This is a genomic window from Rhizobium sp. P1_C7, assembly GCF_056406295.1.
This window is the reverse complement of record NZ_JBFUAL010000001.1, coordinates 141,365-158,738: the sequence shown is the minus strand read 5'-3', so window position 1 is coordinate 158,738 and position 17,374 is coordinate 141,365. Positions and strand designations below refer to the sequence as shown.

The window sequence follows — 17,374 nt, the reverse complement described above, 5'->3', positions numbered from 1 at the left end:
CGGTTCATCGGCGCTCGCGCACTCGACATCACTTCACGACGAGTATCGCTTTGCCTTTTACCCGATCATAGAGATCGATGACGTCCTGATTGAACATGCGCACGCAGCCCGACGAGGCATTCTTGCCGATCGTCTTCCATTCCGGCGATCCGTGGATGCGATAGAGCGTGTCCTTGCCGTCCTGGAAAATGTAGAGTGCCCGCGCTCCCAACGGGTTCTGCAGGCCGGGCGGCATGCCCTTTTTCCACTGGTCCAGCTTTGGATTGCGGCCGATCATGGAGGGCGTCGGGGTCCAGGTGGGCCATTTTCGCTTCCACTGGATGATTGCGCGGCCCTTCCAGGCGCGGCCCTGCGCACCAAGGCTGACGCCGTAACGGATCGCCCGCCCGTCCTTCAGAATGAAATACAGGAACTTCGTTTCGGTATCGACGACGATCGAGCCAGCAGGTTCGTTCGTCTCGTAGTCAACCTCCTGGCGGAGATAATACGGATCGACCTGCGCATGGTCGATTGCCGGCAAATGGTAATCTCCATCGTCGACGTCCGCATAGATAGCCGGATAGTCCGGATTGTGTGGATTGTGTGGAGTGGGCCGCGGAATTGAAGCTTCCGAAAGCGCCGCCTTGGTGATCGGCGGATTGGGTATCTCGACGACAATTGGCTCTTTCGGCAATTGTGTACAGGCCGCGAGAAAGGAAGCGCCGGCTGCAGCGGACAGCAACCGAAGAACAGAAAACAAATGCAATTTCAAAGATTCCGATGATCAATAGATTGGGTGGTGGGTCTCCCTGCACGACCATCCGTGACCAAAATGTGTTTCCAACGCTGAAAAGAGCAAACGTACCAGGCATTCGAAAGGACGTGTTGGCGAAGCGCAACACCTGACGGCAGTACTGCCAAAGAAAGGCTGACGCGCCCAGCAATTCTGGCGCGCCCTCAGCGACGACCCGGATCGAGGCTATCTGTGGGCACTGGGTTTGGGGCTTGATGGCGGACAGGGTGGGATTCGAACCCACGGTACGCTTTCACGTACACACGCGTTCCAGGCGTGCGCCTTAAACCACTCGGCCACCTGTCCTTTGTCGATCTGCACCGTGAGACGCAAATCGTTGGAACGGCGCGATATATACCGATGAATTTTTGGCGATCAACCTAAATCTAACAGTTTTTTGACTTCTTCCGGTAAAAGTGCGGCAGAGCCTCCATTGCAGTTCCTCGGGCACGTCGCTATTTCTTGGTGCCAGGTGGAGAATGATGCGGCTGGCCGGCAGTTGTCCGGCGGATCAGAGGCCGGAGAGATCGATGCGTTTCCTATTGCGTTTGGCGAGTCTTGTTGCGCTGGCTGTTGCCGTGATTGCAGGAACCATCGATTCCATTCAATCCGTGGCAGCCTCATCTGTGGTCATCACGCCCATGGGTGCGGCATGGCAGGATCTGAACGCTTCGTCTCTTGACGCCCTGCAATCGTCCATCTCCTACTACATACACCCGCGCTTCTATACGCTAGCCTTCCAGTGGCTCATGATGCAGCCGGCTTTTGCCGTGTTTCTCGTACTTTCGCTGTTGCTGTGGATGGCCGGATACAAGAAGCCTCCGGTTGCCGGCCGCTTCGCCGCCTAGCTGTAGAAAACGGGTGACAGCCGCCCGCTTGCCTAGAAAAATCACAATCTATCGATGATTTTGCGTAAAAATCAGCCCGCTTGAGCTGATTTTTGGCAGTTACGGCAAATTTTTACCAGTCGAAAAATTTCTCGTGAATTTTCTTTTGAGCCATGCAAGGATGCAGGCAGCCAGGCCTCCGGGGGGAGGTCGGTGGTTCCGCAGACATGCCTGAAAACGGGCTTGCGGGAGGACCCCTAACTAATAGCAACAACAGGGCTGCACTATGAAAAAATCCCTTCTGACTCTCCTTGCCGTGGCTGCCATGTCCACGACGGCGCTGGCCGCCGATGTCAAGCCGGCACTGGTCTACGGCACCGGCGGGAAGTTCGATAAGTCATTTAACGAAGCAGCCTTCAATGGCGCCGAGAAGTTCAAGAAGGAGACCGGCGTCGCGTATCGCGACTTCGAGCCGACCGGCGACACCCAAGGCGAACAGGCCATCCGAAATTTCGCGAGCCGCGGTTTCAATCCGGTTGTAGCCGTGTCCTTCGCCTGGACCTCCGCGATCGAGAAGGTCGCAGCCGAATTCCCGGACACCAAGTTCATCATCGTTGACGCCGTTGTCGACAAGCCGAACGTCCGCTCGGTCGTATACAAGGAAGAAGAAGGCTCGTTCCTCGTCGGTCTTCTGGCCGGCATGGCGTCGAAATCCGGCAAGGTCGGTTTCGTTGGCGGCATGGACATTCCCCTCATCCGCAAGTTCGGATGCGGCTACGAGCAGGGCGCTCGCGCAGCCAATGCGAAGATCGAGGTCTTCCAGAACATGACCGGCACGACCGGTGCAGCATGGAACGACCCGGTTCGCGGCGGCGAGCTTACCAAGAACCAGATCGACCAGGGCGCAGACGTCGTCTACGCGGCAGCCGGTGCCACCGGCCTTGGCGTTCTGCAGACGGCGGCCGACAACAAGAAGTTCTCGATTGGCGTCGACTCCAACCAGAACTACCTGCATCCGGGCTCCGTTCTGACCTCCATGGTCAAGCGCGTCGACCTCGCAGTCTTCAACGCCTTTACCGACGTCAAGGGTGACAAGTTCACCGCCGGCGTGCAGTCGCTCGGCGTCAAGGAAGACGGCGTCGCGGCCGCCATTGACGAGCACAACAAGGCGCTCATCACGCCTGAAATGCAGGCTGCGGTCGACAAGGCAAAGGCCGACATCATTGCAGGAACCATCAAGGTTCACGATTACACCTCGGACAACGCCTGCCCGAAGTGATCCGCGACTGAGACGGGCGTATGGTGGAATCTTTTCGCCATACGCCCTTTTCGTATTTGGAGCCTGCAGTGACAGACACGCCCGCTATCGAACTCGTGGGCATCGACAAGAAATTCGGTGCCGTTCACGCCAACAAGAATATCAATCTCACCGTCGCCAAGGGCACGATCCACGGGATCATCGGGGAAAACGGTGCCGGAAAATCGACACTGATGTCGATCATCTACGGTTTTTATCACGCCGACAGCGGTGAGATCCGCGTCAACGGTACCCCCGTGACCATCAAGGATAGCCAGGCCGCCATCTCGGCCGGGATCGGCATGGTGCATCAGCACTTCATGCTGGTCGACAATTTCACGGTGCTGGAAAACATCATGCTTGGCGCCGAGGGCGGCGCGCTTCTCGCTAGGGGTGTCGCGTCGGCCCGGTCCGAGCTGCGGCGCCTCGAGAAAGACTACGGGCTGGAAGTCAATCCGGACGCCGTCATCGAGCAGCTCCCAGTCGGCCTGCAGCAACGCGTCGAAATTCTCAAAGCCATGTATCGCGGCGCCGAGATCCTCATTCTCGACGAGCCAACGGGCGTTCTGACCCCCGCCGAAGCGGACCATCTGTTCAAGATCCTCGGCGTACTGCGCGACCAGGGAAAGACGGTCATTCTCATCACCCACAAGCTGCGCGAAATCATGGCGATCACCGATACGGTTTCCGTCATGCGCCGCGGCGAGATGGTGGCGACCCGTAAGACGTCGAAAACAACCGTCGAGGAACTGGCAGAACTGATGGTCGGTCGCCGTGTCCTCCTGCGTGTCCAGAAGGGCGAAGCCAATCCCGGCAAGGTCGTGCTGTCCGTGCGCAATCTCACGGTCAAGGACAACCGCGGCGTGGTGATGGTCGACAATGTCTCGTTTGACGTCCATGCCGGCGAAATCGTCGGTGTGGCAGGCGTTGCTGGCAATGGGCAGTCAGAGCTCCTGGAAGCGATCGCGGGCATCCGCAAGCCGCATTCCGGCGAAGTCCTGCTCGACGGCCAGCCGATCGACAAGGCCGATCCGGCGCGCCTTCGTGAGCTCGGCCTCGCTCATATTCCCGAAGACCGCCATCATATGGGCCTGGTGCTGAAGTTCGAGGAGTACGAAAACTCCGTACTCGGCTATCACCGCAATTCGGCCTACAGCAAGGGTCCGCTGCTCGATCTGGAGGCGATCCGCAAGGACGCCATGGAAAAGATCGAGAAATACGATATCCGCCCGCCGAATCCGCGGTTGAAGACGGCGAACTTTTCCGGCGGCAACCAGCAGAAGATCGTCGTCGCGCGAGAAATCGAGCGCGATCCGACGGCGCTGATCATCGGCCAACCGACCCGCGGCGTCGATATCGGCGCCATCGAGTTCATTCACCGCCGGATCATCGAGATGCGCGACGCGGGCAAGGCCATCTTGCTCGTCTCCGTCGAACTCGACGAAATCCGCGCCCTTTCAGACCGTATCCTTGTCATGTTTGCCGGCCACGTGGTCGGCGAGAAGACGCCCGATGCCGGTGAACAGACCCTCGGCCTGATGATGGCCGGCATTGCCGCGTGAGGCCTCAATGAGCACTGCTTCCGTCCCGCTTCCAAACTGGATCAACTACGGCCTCATTCCGATCCTGAACCTCGTCGTCGCCTTCCTGATTTCCGGATTTGTCGTCTGGCTTATCGGCGAAAGCCCGCTGGCAGCCCTGTCGCTTCTGATCGAAGGCGCGCTGGGCAGCGGCGAAGGCATCGGCTTCACGCTGTATTACGCCACCAGTTTCATCTTCACCGGCCTCTCGGTCGCCGTTGCCATCCACGCCGGTCTCTTCAACATCGGCTCCGAGGGCCAGGCCTATCTCGGTGGTCTCGGATGCGCCTTGGTAGCGCTGGCGCTCGACCGCTACGTGCCGTGGTATGTGACCATGCCGGTCGCGGTGGTCGGAGCCGGCCTTTTCGGTGCGGCCTGGGCCTTCATTCCGGCCTTCCTGCAGGCAAAGCGCGGCAGCCACATCGTCATCACCACAATTATGTTCAACTATATCGGCGCTGCGCTGATGGTCTACCTGCTGGTGCACGTGCTGATCGTTCCCGGCAAGATGGCGCCGGAAACGCGGACTTTCCTCGAAGGCGGCCAGCTGCCGAAGCTCGGCTGGCTGATGAACATGTTTGGAGCAAAACTCGGCGCTGCTCCGTTTAACGTCTCCTTCATCATCGCACTGGTCGCCTCCTATTTCGTCTGGCTGCTGATCTGGCGCACCAAGCTCGGCTTCGAGATGCGCACGCTCGGCGTCAGCCCTAGTGCCGCCTCCTACGCGGGCATCCCCTATGCCCGTACCGTCATGATCGCCATGCTGCTCTCCGGCGCGCTTGCCGGCATGATGGCGCTGAACCCCGTCATGGGCTCTTCCGCCCGCCTGCAGGTGGAATTCGTCGGCGGCGCCGGCTTCGTCGGAATCGCGGTCTCGCTGATGGGCCGGAACCATCCGGTCGGGATAGTTCTGTCTGCCATCCTGTTCGGTATCCTCTATCAGGGCGGCGACTGGATTTCCTTCGAAATGCCGAACATCACTCGCGAGATGATCCTGGTGATCCAGGGTCTCGTCATCCTGTTTGCCGGCGCCCTGGAATACATGTTCCGCCCGGCGCTGGTGCGCGTCTATCAACAGTTCAAGCGCGCGTAAGGAGAGCGAACGATGGATTATTACGACATCTTCCTCAGCGTTCTGAGCTCGACCATACGCCTGTCGATACCGCTGATATTCACGGCTCTTGCTGGTCTTTTCTCCGAACGTGCCGGCATTTTCGACATCGGCCTCGAGGGCAAGATGCTCGGCTCGGCCTTCGCGGCCGCCTGCATTGCCTATCTCACGGGCTCGGCCTGGCTCGGCCTGGGTGCGGGGATCGTCTGCTCGGTCGCACTCAGCTTCGTGCACGGCTTCGCGTCGATCACCAATCGCGGCAACCAGATCATTTCCGGCGTGGCCATCAACTTCTTCGTCGCAGGTATCACGATCGTTCTCGGGCAAGCCTGGTTCGGACAGGGCGGGCGTACTCCGCAGCTGGCGGGGGACGCGCGCTTTACGCCGATCATCCTGCCGGGCGCCGACACACTGCGGGAGGTGCCCATCATAGGGCCACTCTACGCGAATGTGATCTCGGGCAACAATATCCTGACCTATCTGGCTTTCCTGGCGGTTCCGTTCTCATGGTGGATTCTCTACCGCACGCGATTCGGCCTGCGTCTGCGCGCTGTCGGCGAAAACCCGGGTGCAGTCGACACGGCCGGCATCTCCGTCAGCTGGCTGCGCTACCGCGCCGTTATTTGCGCCGGCATCCTTTGCGGCTTCTCCGGTACCTATCTCGCGATCGCGCAGTCGGCCGCTTTCATCAAGGACATGTCCGCAGGCAAGGGCTATATCGCGCTCGCGGCGCTGGTGTTCGCCAAGTGGAGGCCCGTGCCCGTCATGTTCGCCTGCCTGCTCTTCGGCTTCCTCGATGCGCTGGCCAATTTCATGCAAGGCAAGCAGGTGCCGCTGATCGGCGAAGTGCCAGTGCAGATTTTCCAGGCACTGCCCTATGTCCTTACCTGCATCCTGCTCGCCGGCTTCATCGGCGTCGCAACGCCGCCGAAGGCCGGCGGCGTCCCCTATACCAAGGAGCGTTGAGAACATGTCCCACGACCTTTTCGAAGCCGCCCGCGGCGCCATGGCCTTTGCCCATGCTCCCTACTCGAAATTCCCCGTCGGTGCGGCCATCCGCGCCGAGGACGGCAAGATCTATACCGGCGCCAATATCGAGAACCTCTCTTTCCCGCAGGGCTGGTGTGCCGAGCCGACGGCGATCAGCGCGATGATCATGGGTGGCGCCAGGAAAATCATCGAGATGGCCGTCATAGCAGAGAAGCTGCCGCTCTGCCCGCCTTGCGGCGGCTGCCGCCAGAAGATCTCCGAGTTTGCGTCCAAGGCTACGAAAATCTACCTCTGCGACGAAGCCGGCGTGAAGAAGACAATGACCATGGAAGAACTCCTTCCCTTCAGCTTCGAGACGGAACTCGGATGAAAGCCGCGCTCGATCTGCTTGCCGGCAAGCTCGGCGGGCTTGCCCCGCGCTGCGGCATCGTCCTCGGTTCCGGTCTTGGCTCGCTGGTCAGCCAGCTCACGGACCCGGTTCGGATCGCCTACAAGGATCTGCCGGGCTTCCCGGTGAGCGCGGTGTCCGGTCACGCGGGCGAAGTTGTTGCGGGCCGCCTTGGCGGCGCCCCAGTGGTCATGCTGTCCGGCCGCGTCCATTTCTATGAGAAGGGCGATGCCAGCGCGATGCGCGTGCCGATCGAGGTCCTGAAGGGTCTTGGAGTGGAGGCGCTGATCCTCACCAATTCGGCGGGGTCGCTGCGCGAAGACCTGGCACCCGGTTCGGTGATGCAGATTGCCGACCACATCAACTTTTCCGGCATCAACCCGCTGATCGGCGAGGAAAGCGATCGCCGCTTCGTCGGCCTGACGAATGCCTACGACAACGCTTTGGCGGATGCCATGCGGGCCGCGGCCAAAAAGGTCGAGGTTCCGCTTTCGCAGGGCGTCTACATGTGGTTTTCCGGCCCTAGCTTCGAAACGCCGGCCGAGATCCGCATGGCGCGCATCCTCGGTGCGGACGCTGTCGGCATGTCGACGGTGCCCGAGGTCATCATCGCTCGAATGCTCGGCCTGAGGGTTGCAGCGGCCTCCGTTATCACCAACTATGGGGCTGGAATGACCGGCGCAGAGCTGAGCCACGAGGAAACCAAGGACATGGCGCCCATTGGCGGCGCCCGTCTCGCCGCCATCCTGAAAGAGATGATCGCGGCCGGAGGAAACACAGAATGAGCAACCACTCCCTCAAGGAGACCGCGGCCGTCGCGCTGTCTCTTCTTGATCTCACCAACCTCAAGGACGACTGTACGGAAGCGCAGATCGAGGCTTTGTGCGCCCGCGCGCAGACGCCCTACGGCAATACGGCCGCCGTCTGCATCTGGCCGCGCTTCGTTGCCCATGCCCGCGCCGTCCTCGGGAGCGGGCACCCGGTGCGCATTGCCACCGTCGTCAACTTCCCGTCCGGCGACATGGAGATCGCCGACGTGGCAGCCGAGACACGCGAGGCGATTGCCGACGGCGCCGACGAAATCGATCTCGTCATTCCCTATCGCAAATTCATGGCGGGTAGCAGCACGGCCGTCACTGACATGGTCGCGGCCGTTCGCGCCGAATGCAAGGGAGCGGTCCTGCTGAAGGTTATTCTGGAAACCGGTGAAATCAAGGACACGGCACTCATCCGTCTCGCCTCGGAACTCGCCATCGGCGCCGGCGCCGATTTCATCAAGACATCGACCGGCAAGGTCGCTATCAACGCGACGCTCGAAGCCGCCGACATCATGCTCCGTGCGATCCGCCAGAGCGGCCGCAAGGTCGGCTTCAAGCCAGCCGGCGGCATCGGATCGGTTGCGGACGCGGCGCTCTATCTGAGCCTTGCCGAAACGATCATGGCGCCGGACTGGCCGATGCCGTCGACCTTTCGTTTCGGGGCTTCCGGCGTACTCGACGATATTCTTGCAGTTCTCGGCGGCACGCAGTCCACGCCTGCGGCAGCCACGAGCTACTAGGATGATCCCGCAGGAGATCATCCGCCGGAAACGGGACGGGAATACGCTTTCCGCGGGGGACATACAGTCGTTCATAGCGGCCCTTGCGGCCGGCAGGCTCTCCGAGGGCCAGATCGGCGCGTTTGCCATGGCGGTTTGGTTCAAGGGAATGACGCGCGATGAGACTGTCGCACTGACATCGGCGATGGCCCGCTCGGGCGATATTCTGAGCTGGGCCGATATCGACCGGCCTATAGCCGACAAGCACTCGACGGGTGGCGTCGGCGACAACGTATCGCTGATGCTCGCCCCGATCGCCGCTGCCTGCGGACTTGCCGTTCCGATGATCTCCGGACGCGGCCTTGGGCATACGGGCGGTACGTTGGACAAGCTGGAATCCATTCCCGGCTATGCGATTACGCCCGACGCGACGCTCTTTCGCAAGGCCGTCAGGGATGTGGGGTGCGCAATCATCGGCCAGACCGGGGCGCTAGCCCCCGCCGACGGCAAGCTCTATGCGGTGCGCGATGTGACTGCAACCGTCGATTCCATTCCGCTTATCACCGCATCAATCCTTTCGAAGAAGCTTGCGGCAGGTCTCCAGACACTGGTGCTCGACGTCAAGGTCGGCAACGGCGCCTTCATGTCCGAGCGCAGCGACGCCCTGGCGCTGGCACAATCGCTTGTCGAAGTGGCCAACGGCGCAGGCGTGAAAACATCGGCGCTGATCACCGACATGAACGAGCCGCTTGCCGACGCCGCCGGCAATGTGGTTGAAATCAGAAATTGCCTCGATTTTCTGGCAGGACGAAAGAAGGGAACGCGGCTGGAAACGATCGTGCTCGCCTTTGCGGCCGAAATGCTGGCGAGCTCCGGCATCGTTGCCTCGCCTGATGAAGGCAATGAGAGAGCCGCCGAGGCCCTGTCGTCCGGGAAGGCGGGGGACGTCTTCGCGCGCATGGTGCATGTGCTCGGCGGACCATCGGATCTTCTGGAGCGACCGGACGCCTATCTGGTGCGAGCGCCGTGCATCCGGCCCGTACCTGCACCGCGGTCTGGCTGGCTTTGCGCCTGCGATGCCCGCGAAATCGGCATGCGTGTCATAGACCTCGGTGGCGGACGTCGGCACCCAAGCGACAGGATCGATCATCGTGTCGGCTTCTCAGATCTTCTGCCGCTCGGCACATATGTCGAGTGCGGCGATCCTATCGGGATGGTGCACGCGGCCGACGAGAGCGCGGCAGAGGCTGCGATGTCGGCGCTTGGCGCCAACTACGGGATCGGCGACAGCCAACCTGCGCTGCCCGCAGTCATTTCCGCGCGGCTCTGAAGGGTCACTGCTTCAGGCTGAGGGATCCATCCGCGACCGAATAGGAGGCGAGCTTCTGCAGGAAGCTCATGCCGACCAGCGTGGAGGAAAGGGCGTCGTCCTTCAACACGAAGGCTTCGACATCGCGAACACGGATGCCCCCGATCTCGACACGATCGAGCGTCACATGCGCAGCCTTGGTCTGTCCGTTCGCCGTATTCACAGCATAACGAAAATCAAGCTGATTGGCCGCATAACCAAGGCGTCTCGCCAGGCTTTCGTTCAGCGCTACATAGGTCGCGCCGGTATCGATCATGCCCTGCACCGTCTTGCCGTTGATCCTGAAGTCGCCCGTGTAATGTCCCTGGGCATCTGCGCGAAGGTGCATTGTTCCGCTGGCGGAACCGATGGTGGGCGCTTGCGCAGGTTCAATCGAGCCGGAAACAAAATTCGCGGAAACGGGCCCCTCGGGCCGGGTCCGGTCGGTTGCCAGGAAGGATGGAACCTGTGTGGCAAACACCGCAGCGATGCTTGCGAATATGACAGTACGCACGAGCATGGAAACAGAAATCCTTCCTGTATAAACCGCGCATCATGCGAGGCCATGTCTCTAGCAGCTACACCAAAATTGCTGATAAGTTGCTAATACAGGGAAAACATGTGGCCCGGAGCTTCGTTCCGGGCCATTTACCTGTTGATAAAGTCAGATTATTTCGTGCCGTACATACGGTCGCCGGCATCACCGAGGCCGGGGACGATGTAGCCCTTTTCGTTCAAATGGCTATCGATTGAAGCCGTGAAAACTGGGACATCGGGATGGGCTTCGCGGAAGTTCCTGATACCCTCGGGGGCCGCCAGCAGGCAGAGGAAGCGAATGTTGTGCGCCCCGCGCTCCTTGAGCTTCTCGATCGCGGCGATGGACGAATTGCCGGTCGCAAGCATCGGATCGACGACAATGATCAGGCGTTCGGAGATATCTTCCGGTGCCTTGAAATAGTATTCGACCGGCTGCAGGGTGTCGTGATCGCGATAGACGCCGATATGGGAGACGCGTGCCGAAGGCACCAGATCGAGCATGCCCTCCAGCAGGCCGTTACCGGCACGCAGGATCGACGCGAACACCAGCTTCTTGCCTTCCAGGATCGGAGACTGCATCGTCTGCATCGGCGTCTCGATCGTTTCCATCGTCAACTCGAGATCGCGCGTCACTTCATAGCAGAGCAGTGTGGAGATTTCGCGCAGCAGGCGGCGGAAGCTGCCGGTCGATGTCTCCTTGCGCCGCATGATGGTGAGTTTGTGCTGCACAAGCGGATGATCGATGACCGTAACGCCGTCCATGGCCGAGCCCTTTCTTTAGCTGTTCTTATCGGATGTTTCTTTCATGGAAATCGCCTCCGCCGCAAGAGCGGAGGGCGTTTTGCAATGCAGATCCCCAGTCTCAACCGCCTAAAGACGAGCAAGAAGCGCCTTGCGCGTGGCCTCGTCGACGAATGCCGCTTGGATGCCGGTCCGCGTCATCTCGTCGATTTCGGCGTCGCTGAACGCAAAGACCCCTGCAGCAAGGTCATACTCGCGCTCGAGCGAGGTGTGGAAAAACGGCGGATCGTCCGAGCTGATGGTCACCCGCACACCAGCCTCCTTCAGACGCCGCAATGGATGGGACGGGAAATCCGGAAAGACGTTGAGCGCGATGTTGGAGCCAGGACAGACCTCCAGAACAGTTCCTTGGTCCGCAAGGCGCATCACCAGCTCGGCATCCTCGATGGCGCGCACGCCATGGCCAATACGTGATGGGTGCACGACATCAAGGGCGTCCGCTACGCTGAAAGCGCCACAGACTTCGCCGGCATGAATGGTGAGGCCCAGCCCAGCGTCCCGAGCAATATCGAAAGCCCTGCTGTAATCGGCAACGCGGCCCATTCGCTCCTCGCCGGCAAGATTGAAACCGGTGATCAGCGGGTTCTGCGCCCTCGCTGCATACTCTGCTGCGCCCACGACGCTTTCCGGGCCGAAATGACGCTCACCGGTGACGATCAGCCGCGCTTCGATCCCGCCGGCCGCCTTGGCGCGGCGAATGCCTTCGCAGACACCTGATATGTACGCATCTGCGCCCAGGCCGATGCGCTTTCCATGGTCCGGCGAGACGATGAGCTCGCTATATATGGTCCCGATACCAGCGAGCTCATCAAGATAAGTTTCAGTCAGCAGCGCGTAGTCTTCCTCCGTCTTGTAGACCTCGGAAATCTTGTCATAGCATTGCAGGAAGCTTGCGAAATCATGCCAGACGTAGACGCCCTCGCTGAGGTAGGCGCTTATGTCGATGTTGTACTTGCGGGCCTGCGCCAAGGTGAGCGCCGGAGGTGCAGCACCCTCCAGATGGCAGTGCAGCTCGACCTTCTTCAAATGCGCTGTCATAAAAAGCTTCTCCCGTGCGGCCCCGTTGGAATACGCAGGTGCCGTGCAATCGTTTCGCCGATATCGGCATAGGTGCGGCGGATCCCGATGTCACGCGAGCCGAGGCCGGGGCCGTAGGCAATAATCGGAACACGCTCCCGCGTATGGTCGGTGCCGCGCCACGTCGGATCGCAGCCGTGATCGGCTGTCAGAATTACGAGATCGCCAGGTTTCAGCTTGCCGCCGACCTCAGGCAGACGGGCGTCGAAGGCCTCGAGCGCCGCCGCATAGCCCGGGACGTCGCGGCGGTGGCCGTAGACCATGTCGAAATCGACGAAATTGGTGAAAACCAGATCGCCGTCTTCGGCTGTGTCCATGGCCTGCAGCGTAGCGTCCATCAGAGCCTGATTGCCGTTGGCCTTGATGACACGCGACACGCCCTGATGCGCAAAGATATCGCCGATCTTTCCCACGGCGTGGACCGAGCGGCCTTCCTTCACGAGGCGATCGAGCAGCGTCGGCTCGGGCGGAGGAACGGAGAAATCGCGACGATTTCCGGTGCGTTCAAACCTTGCCGGCGTTTCGCCGACGAATGGGCGGGCGATCACTCGCCCGATGTTCATCGGGTCGAGCAGGGCGCGTGCGATGGTGCAGAACGTCATCAGCCTGTCGAGGCCGAAATGGGTCTCGTGCGCGGCAACCTGGAAGACGGAGTCGGACGACGTGTAGCAGATCGGCTTGCCTGTCCGAATGTGCTCCTCGCCATGGCGGGTAATGATGTCCGTGCCCGAAGCGTGACAATTGCCGAGTATGCCGGGCACATCTGCTGCAGTACACAGCGCTTCGATAAACTCGGTAGGAAATGCATCGCCCTCGGTTGGGAAATATCCCCAATCAAATGTCACGGGGGTGCCCGAAATCTCCCAATGACCGGAGGGTGTGTCCTTGCCGCGCGACACCTCGCTGGCGGAACCGAATATTCCGTAGAGCTTTTCCGGGACCGGCATTCCCTGGGGAAATCGCCCGGAAGCCCCCTTTGCCAAGTGGAGAAGCCCAAGCGCGGACATATTCGGCAGCCGTAAGGGTCCAGCACGCAGCCCGTCTCGATCAGCAGCCCCGGCAGCGCAGAATTCGGCTATATGCCCGAGCGTATCTGCGCCTTCGTCTCCATAGGTCGCAGCGTCCGGTGCGCCGCCGACACCAAAGGAATCCAGAACGAAAAGAAAAGCACGCGGCATGTTTCACCCGAGAGACGCAGGACGACGTGCCGCATCGCGGGCTCGTCACAATCAGGATTATAGCGATGAACGCCGATTGGCAAATATTACGGTCGGCGGGCTGGAGGTCAGCAATCGGTGCAAGGGACACTAACGCCCTGACGCTGGCGATAGAAATAGGTGCGGCTGATCGTCAAGGTGCTCTCGTTCGGCATCAGATTGGGAGCAAAAAGGAAAAGCTTGTAAGGCACGCTGAGCTCGGTGCGGACGAGGAAGGTATCGGCCTTCTTCAAGTCCGAAGGGATCGTCACCGCAGAATTGACCGCATAAGGCCTCGTCTTGTCCTGTTGCCAGGACCATTTCACCGTCGGATTTGCCGTTGCATCGATGCCGATGCCAGTAATCTTCACGGTCAGACCGGTCGTGCCGTAGGGTGCGAAGATCGCCGCGGCGACGGACGGCATGTCGTCGAGCCAGGCCTTCGTCACCGACTTTTGCTGCGTCACGACATCGGCGATCGCCGCAGACGACCGGGCAGCCCGCTTGCTGATGCTGAGACCGATCGTGATCTCGAAGGCGCCGACGTAGAGCATCACGAGGATCGGGAAGAGGATCGCAAACTCGATTGCGCCAACGCCCTCCCTGTCGCCGGCGAACCGCAGGCAAAGCGCTCGAATTCTCTTGAGCATATTCTGCGGGGCCATCACGGATACTGCTCGTTTTGGAACGCCGCCGTAGCGACAATCAAAAAGTAGGCCGAGGAGCCGTCGGTGGGTTTGACATTGGTGATGTAGGGGCGGATCAGGTCAGCGAGGACCTGCCAGCGGTAGTAGGCGCGAACCATGTTGATCGTGCCGGCACCACCCGGCGCATACTGGAAAGCCGAGGTTTTGATATCTGCATCGGCAGCCGTGGAAACCCTGGGAATGGTGGTTGGAATAGCCGCGAATGTCGCGAACTTCTGAACATCGACATAGAGCTTGTTGGGTGTTGCGGCTTCCGTCGTAGAGCATCTGATCAGAATGGAGACCTCGCTGCAGAATGCCGTGCGAAAGGCCGTGCGGTCTGTATTTGCCAACGTAATCTGGCCCGTTCGTATCTTGCGGCTCAGCGTATCCACGGCGTTGGAAACAAGCTGTTCGCCGGCAAAGGCGATGAACGTCTCGATGATGGCGAATATCACCATGAAATAAGGAATCGCGAGCAGCGCAAATTCAATTGCGGCTGTCCCGTCACGCGAACGTGCGAAAGCGGCCAGTGGTCGCCGCCGCGTGCAGCCACGCAGATCGACCAGTTCCGCTGCTTGATCCGGTTCCACCATGGCCTGCATCCGAGACAGCTTCGATTACGCACTTGTAAGCGGCGTTCGTTGATTTTCCGTTTCAAGCCGGTTCAAGAGTTTAACGAAGAGGCTTCCCCCCAAGCGTTTCAGGGGCTGGCAGCCGCCGTGGTATCGCTGTGCTGCTCGCAGTTGGGAGTGCAGGACAGGACGGTGCGCTCCGTCTGGCGAAATACCCTGACGGTGTTGGCTTCGTCGATAGACACCAGAATGCTCTGGTCGAGGATCGCATTGCCGTCGGCGTCGAGCAGGACAAGGTTGGTGCTGCCGAAGCTACGCCCGGTGAGAACGATCGTCCTCGCGTCGGCAACGGTCGCATCCGCAACCTTGGCATTGCCGATGATGACCTTGCTCACCGGCCGGTCAAGCTTTAACACGCGCGCCTGATCCATATAGACCCGCAGCATGTCCTGTTGCTGGGCAAACGCCGAATCGCAAATGCCGAGGGCGGCAAGAATGCCGGCGAGGAATATCCTTTTGCCGCTCGAAGACATTGGCTCTCTTTCACGATCTCAACGGAACTTGTCGACAGCATGAGAAAAAATGGTGAACGAAGCTTTAATTCCGCTGCGATTCATCAACGAATAGGCCTTTGCGCCTCATATAGGAATCAACATCATCAGGCTTTCGGCGCATGATAACCCTTCATGCCTATCGCCAAGCAACCGGGACGCTCTTTTCAATATGGTCCAGGGCGATTACTTAAATTTTTACGATGTTTCGAAAACAGATACTTACCATCGTCCAACACTTCACTGTGTTTACAGATCGGTAACCCAATTCTTTAAGTTGATGGAAAGAGCGGTTCGCTAGGTTGGCCCAATCCGATCAACGGCAAACAGTTGGCGGACGTGCTGAACATCAACTGGAGTTAGGAGTTATCATGACCAAGCTTGTAAGCCGTTTTCTCAAGGACGAATCCGGCGCGACCGCAATTGAATACGGCCTGATCGCAGCGCTCATTTCCGTAGCACTGATCACCGGCGCTACCGCGCTAGGCAGCAAACTGAACATAATGTTCAACAACCTGTCCGTGACAATGGACCAAGCCGGGAAGCAAGCTCCGGCTACCTTGCCGTGATGCAGGCAGCCTAACGGCCGAGCTTGAACACGAGTATATTTCTGAAGGGCTCACTGGCAAACGGCCGTGGGCCTTTCTCCTGATGGAGCATGAGAATGGCCGCAGCTGCAATCTTCGTGGTCTTCCCGCTATGCCTTGCCGTCGCGGCATTCTCCGATCTGTTCACGATGACGATCCCCAACCGGGCATCGATCATTCTTGTCCTTTCTTTCTTCGCAATAGCGCCAATTGTCGGGGTCCCGCTTTCCGAGATCGGCGCCCATCTCGGTGGCGCCTTCGCCGTCTTTGCCGTCTGCTTCGCGCTCTTCGCGACGAACATCATGGGCGGAGGCGATGCAAAGCTGCTGGCCGCCACATCGCTCTGGTTCGGCTTCAATCAGTCGCTTGTCGAGTTCCTGGCCTATGTCGGCATCATGGGCGGTGCTGCGACTTTGCTGATCCTGATCGTACGCGCGCAGGCAAACATCATTCTGGCGATTGGCCTGCCTGTTCCCAGTTCCATTCTCCTTGCCAAGAAGATCCCGTACGGAATCGCGATCGCGATCGGCGGCTTCATGGCCTTCCCATCGAGCCCGTTGTTCCTGGCTGCGCTGCAGAGCCTGAAGTAAAGGCAAATTAAGCCTCGGTTAACCTAAGATCGAAGCCTTTCGTTAACTATAATTACACCAATTGCAGTCCATTCTCCGGATCGAATATCTCGAATCTCCGGGGAACGACCGATGAAACCCGCCCGCCTTTTGATACTTGGAGTGGCTGTCGTAGCGGCCGGCCTTGCCGGCGTGCTTGCGATGAGCCTTGCCGGCCGCGGCTCGGTCGTTACCCAGGTCAAACAGGTTGTCGAGAAGGAAGCCTCCGTCAACGTGCTGGTATCCAGCGCCAATCTGCCGGTGGGCGCCAGACTTGACGACAAGGCCGTGCACTGGATGGCCTGGCCGCAGGGCGGCGTTGTTCAGGGTTTCATAACGGAGACCGACAAGCCTGACGCGGTCAAGGACATGCAGGGTGCTGTGGTCCGCCTCCCGATTTTCGAAGGCGAACCTATCCGGGCGGAAAAAATCGCCGACTCCAACAGCCGTATCCTGTCTTCGCTCCTGCCGTCCGGAAAGCGGGCGGTGGCCACGGAGATCTCCGTCGCCACCGGCGCCGGCGGGTTCATCCTGCCGAATGACCGCGTCGATGTCATCATGGTCCGGAAGGCCAAGACCGGCGACAAATATCTGACTGAGACCGTGCTCAACAATGTGCGCGTCCTCGCGATCGACCAGCAGATCCAGGAAAAGGATGACGGGTCGAAGGCCGTCGTCGGCACCACGGCGACACTGGAACTCACCCCCGACCAGACGAAGGTGCTCGCAGTCGCGCAGCAAATGGCAGACCGGCTTTCGCTAGCCCTGCGTTCGGTCGCCGACGCCCGGGAGCAGGATACCAGCGCGGCAGACTATCTGCTCAGCGGCGACAACGGCAGCGCCCTCGTCCAGGTGATCAAGTCCGGCTCCATCGTCAGCGACACCCCCGCTGCGAAGGCCGAGTAA

The 17,374-nt window shown here is 60.0% G+C and carries 20 protein-coding genes and 1 tRNA gene; 12 read left to right on the top strand and 9 right to left on the bottom strand.

What is annotated here, in order from left to right:
* Window positions 1-28 precede the first annotated feature (28 nt).
* Window positions 29-745, bottom strand: coding sequence for a L,D-transpeptidase (locus tag AC1D2R_RS00800; protein WP_477963811.1), 717 nt, complete (start codon window positions 743-745; stop codon window positions 29-31).
* Window positions 746-988: 243 nt separating this feature from the next.
* Window positions 989-1,078 (bottom strand) — tRNA-Ser (locus tag AC1D2R_RS00795).
* Window positions 1,079-1,302: 224 nt separating this feature from the next.
* Between AC1D2R_RS00795 and AC1D2R_RS00790 the strand changes: the two genes are divergently transcribed.
* The 9 genes from AC1D2R_RS00790 (at window position 1,303) to deoA (ending at window position 9,832) form a co-directional block, all read left to right on the top strand.
* Window positions 1,303-1,620: a hypothetical protein gene (locus AC1D2R_RS00790; protein ID WP_477963809.1), complete on the top strand. Its 318-nt coding sequence runs from the start codon at window positions 1,303-1,305 to the stop codon at window positions 1,618-1,620.
* A 265-nt stretch (window positions 1,621-1,885) separates the two neighbouring features.
* Window positions 1,886-2,878, top strand: a complete 993-nt coding sequence (locus AC1D2R_RS00785) for a BMP family lipoprotein (RefSeq protein WP_057467112.1) — start codon at window positions 1,886-1,888, stop codon at window positions 2,876-2,878.
* Window positions 2,879-2,946: 68 nt separating this feature from the next.
* Window positions 2,947-4,458 (top strand): ABC transporter ATP-binding protein, encoded by a 1,512-nt coding sequence (locus AC1D2R_RS00780; protein ID WP_477963806.1) that lies wholly within the window; start codon window positions 2,947-2,949, stop codon window positions 4,456-4,458.
* Window positions 4,459-4,465: 7 nt separating this feature from the next.
* Complete coding sequence (locus AC1D2R_RS00775; RefSeq protein WP_037062768.1) at window positions 4,466-5,569, top strand: ABC transporter permease; 1,104 nt, start codon at window positions 4,466-4,468, stop codon at window positions 5,567-5,569.
* Between the two features lie 12 nt (window positions 5,570-5,581).
* Complete coding sequence (locus tag AC1D2R_RS00770; protein WP_477963804.1) at window positions 5,582-6,553, top strand: ABC transporter permease; 972 nt, start codon at window positions 5,582-5,584, stop codon at window positions 6,551-6,553.
* 4 nt (window positions 6,554-6,557) lie between these two features.
* Entirely contained in the window at window positions 6,558-6,947 is a 390-nt protein-coding gene (locus tag AC1D2R_RS00765) for a cytidine deaminase (RefSeq protein WP_477963802.1), read from the top strand.
* On the top strand, window positions 6,944-7,750 hold the full coding sequence (locus AC1D2R_RS00760; protein WP_477963800.1) for a purine-nucleoside phosphorylase: 807 nt from the start codon (window positions 6,944-6,946) through the stop codon (window positions 7,748-7,750). The genes AC1D2R_RS00765 and AC1D2R_RS00760 overlap by 4 nt, the downstream gene beginning before the upstream one ends.
* On the top strand, window positions 7,747-8,523 hold the full coding sequence (gene deoC, locus AC1D2R_RS00755) for a deoxyribose-phosphate aldolase (RefSeq protein ID WP_477963798.1): 777 nt from the start codon (window positions 7,747-7,749) through the stop codon (window positions 8,521-8,523). The genes AC1D2R_RS00760 and deoC overlap by 4 nt, the downstream gene beginning before the upstream one ends.
* A gap of 1 nt (window position 8,524) precedes the next feature.
* Window positions 8,525-9,832, top strand: a complete 1,308-nt coding sequence (deoA, locus tag AC1D2R_RS00750) for a thymidine phosphorylase (protein ID WP_477963796.1) — start codon at window positions 8,525-8,527, stop codon at window positions 9,830-9,832.
* 4 nt (window positions 9,833-9,836) lie between these two features.
* Here the strand turns inward: deoA and AC1D2R_RS00745 are convergent, their stop codons facing one another.
* From AC1D2R_RS00745 to AC1D2R_RS00715, 7 genes are all read right to left on the bottom strand, one after another.
* Window positions 9,837-10,370 (bottom strand): TIGR02281 family clan AA aspartic protease, encoded by a 534-nt coding sequence (locus AC1D2R_RS00745; protein ID WP_477963794.1) that lies wholly within the window; start codon window positions 10,368-10,370, stop codon window positions 9,837-9,839.
* Between the two features lie 149 nt (window positions 10,371-10,519).
* On the bottom strand, window positions 10,520-11,149 hold the full coding sequence (upp, locus tag AC1D2R_RS00740; RefSeq protein WP_037062786.1) for a uracil phosphoribosyltransferase: 630 nt from the start codon (window positions 11,147-11,149) through the stop codon (window positions 10,520-10,522).
* Between the two features lie 108 nt (window positions 11,150-11,257).
* On the bottom strand, window positions 11,258-12,226 hold the full coding sequence (locus tag AC1D2R_RS00735) for an adenosine deaminase (protein WP_477963792.1): 969 nt from the start codon (window positions 12,224-12,226) through the stop codon (window positions 11,258-11,260).
* The gene (locus tag AC1D2R_RS00730; protein ID WP_477963790.1) at window positions 12,223-13,443 is read right to left on the bottom strand and encodes a phosphopentomutase; all 1,221 of its coding nucleotides are present in this window, start codon (window positions 13,441-13,443) and stop codon (window positions 12,223-12,225) included. Before AC1D2R_RS00730 ends, AC1D2R_RS00735 begins: the two co-directional genes overlap by 4 nt.
* Window positions 13,444-13,550: 107 nt before the next feature.
* Complete coding sequence (locus AC1D2R_RS00725; RefSeq protein ID WP_477963788.1) at window positions 13,551-14,126, bottom strand: TadE/TadG family type IV pilus assembly protein; 576 nt, start codon at window positions 14,124-14,126, stop codon at window positions 13,551-13,553.
* Entirely contained in the window at window positions 14,126-14,743 is a 618-nt protein-coding gene (locus AC1D2R_RS00720) for a TadE/TadG family type IV pilus assembly protein (protein ID WP_477963786.1), read from the bottom strand. The genes AC1D2R_RS00725 and AC1D2R_RS00720 overlap by 1 nt, the downstream gene beginning before the upstream one ends.
* Before the next feature lie 107 nt (window positions 14,744-14,850).
* On the bottom strand, window positions 14,851-15,255 hold the full coding sequence (locus tag AC1D2R_RS00715; RefSeq protein ID WP_477963784.1) for a pilus assembly protein N-terminal domain-containing protein: 405 nt from the start codon (window positions 15,253-15,255) through the stop codon (window positions 14,851-14,853).
* Window positions 15,256-15,644: 389 nt separating this feature from the next.
* Here AC1D2R_RS00715 and AC1D2R_RS00710 point away from each other — a divergent pair, with 389 nt between their 5' ends.
* The 3 genes from AC1D2R_RS00710 to cpaB all read left to right on the top strand — a co-directional run bounded on the left by AC1D2R_RS00710 (window position 15,645) and on the right by cpaB (window position 17,374).
* Entirely contained in the window at window positions 15,645-15,842 is a 198-nt protein-coding gene (locus tag AC1D2R_RS00710; RefSeq protein WP_477963782.1) for a Flp family type IVb pilin, read from the top strand.
* Window positions 15,843-15,937: 95 nt separating this feature from the next.
* Complete coding sequence (locus AC1D2R_RS00705; protein WP_477963780.1) at window positions 15,938-16,450, top strand: A24 family peptidase; 513 nt, start codon at window positions 15,938-15,940, stop codon at window positions 16,448-16,450.
* A gap of 111 nt (window positions 16,451-16,561) precedes the next feature.
* A complete protein-coding gene (gene cpaB, locus AC1D2R_RS00700; protein WP_477963778.1) occupies window positions 16,562-17,374 on the top strand; it encodes a Flp pilus assembly protein CpaB in 813 nt (270 codons plus the stop codon).

Bases quoted from the DNA above. Each gene is read 5' to 3' on its own strand.
- AC1D2R_RS00790 (WP_477963809.1), top strand. From the start codon at position 1,303: ATGCGTTTCCTATTGCGTTTGGCGAGTCTTGTTGCGCTGGCTGTTGCC.
- AC1D2R_RS00785 (WP_057467112.1), top strand. From the start codon at position 1,886: ATGAAAAAATCCCTTCTGACTCTCCTTGCCGTGGCTGCCATGTCCACG.
- AC1D2R_RS00775 (WP_037062768.1), top strand. From the start codon at position 4,466: ATGAGCACTGCTTCCGTCCCGCTTCCAAACTGGATCAACTACGGCCTC.
- AC1D2R_RS00770 (WP_477963804.1), top strand. From the start codon at position 5,582: ATGGATTATTACGACATCTTCCTCAGCGTTCTGAGCTCGACCATACGC.
- AC1D2R_RS00765 (WP_477963802.1), top strand. From the start codon at position 6,558: ATGTCCCACGACCTTTTCGAAGCCGCCCGCGGCGCCATGGCCTTTGCC.
- AC1D2R_RS00760 (WP_477963800.1), top strand. From the start codon at position 6,944: ATGAAAGCCGCGCTCGATCTGCTTGCCGGCAAGCTCGGCGGGCTTGCC.
- deoC (WP_477963798.1), top strand. From the start codon at position 7,747: ATGAGCAACCACTCCCTCAAGGAGACCGCGGCCGTCGCGCTGTCTCTT.
- deoA (WP_477963796.1), top strand. From the start codon at position 8,525: ATGATCCCGCAGGAGATCATCCGCCGGAAACGGGACGGGAATACGCTT.
- AC1D2R_RS00745 (WP_477963794.1), bottom strand. From the start codon at position 10,370: ATGCTCGTGCGTACTGTCATATTCGCAAGCATCGCTGCGGTGTTTGCC.
- upp (WP_037062786.1), bottom strand. From the start codon at position 11,149: ATGGACGGCGTTACGGTCATCGATCATCCGCTTGTGCAGCACAAACTC.
- AC1D2R_RS00735 (WP_477963792.1), bottom strand. From the start codon at position 12,226: ATGACAGCGCATTTGAAGAAGGTCGAGCTGCACTGCCATCTGGAGGGT.
- AC1D2R_RS00730 (WP_477963790.1), bottom strand. From the start codon at position 13,443: ATGCCGCGTGCTTTTCTTTTCGTTCTGGATTCCTTTGGTGTCGGCGGC.
- AC1D2R_RS00725 (WP_477963788.1), bottom strand. From the start codon at position 14,126: ATGGCCCCGCAGAATATGCTCAAGAGAATTCGAGCGCTTTGCCTGCGG.
- AC1D2R_RS00720 (WP_477963786.1), bottom strand. From the start codon at position 14,743: ATGGTGGAACCGGATCAAGCAGCGGAACTGGTCGATCTGCGTGGCTGC.
- AC1D2R_RS00715 (WP_477963784.1), bottom strand. From the start codon at position 15,255: ATGTCTTCGAGCGGCAAAAGGATATTCCTCGCCGGCATTCTTGCCGCC.
- AC1D2R_RS00710 (WP_477963782.1), top strand. From the start codon at position 15,645: ATGACCAAGCTTGTAAGCCGTTTTCTCAAGGACGAATCCGGCGCGACC.
- AC1D2R_RS00705 (WP_477963780.1), top strand. From the start codon at position 15,938: ATGGCCGCAGCTGCAATCTTCGTGGTCTTCCCGCTATGCCTTGCCGTC.
- cpaB (WP_477963778.1), top strand. From the start codon at position 16,562: ATGAAACCCGCCCGCCTTTTGATACTTGGAGTGGCTGTCGTAGCGGCC.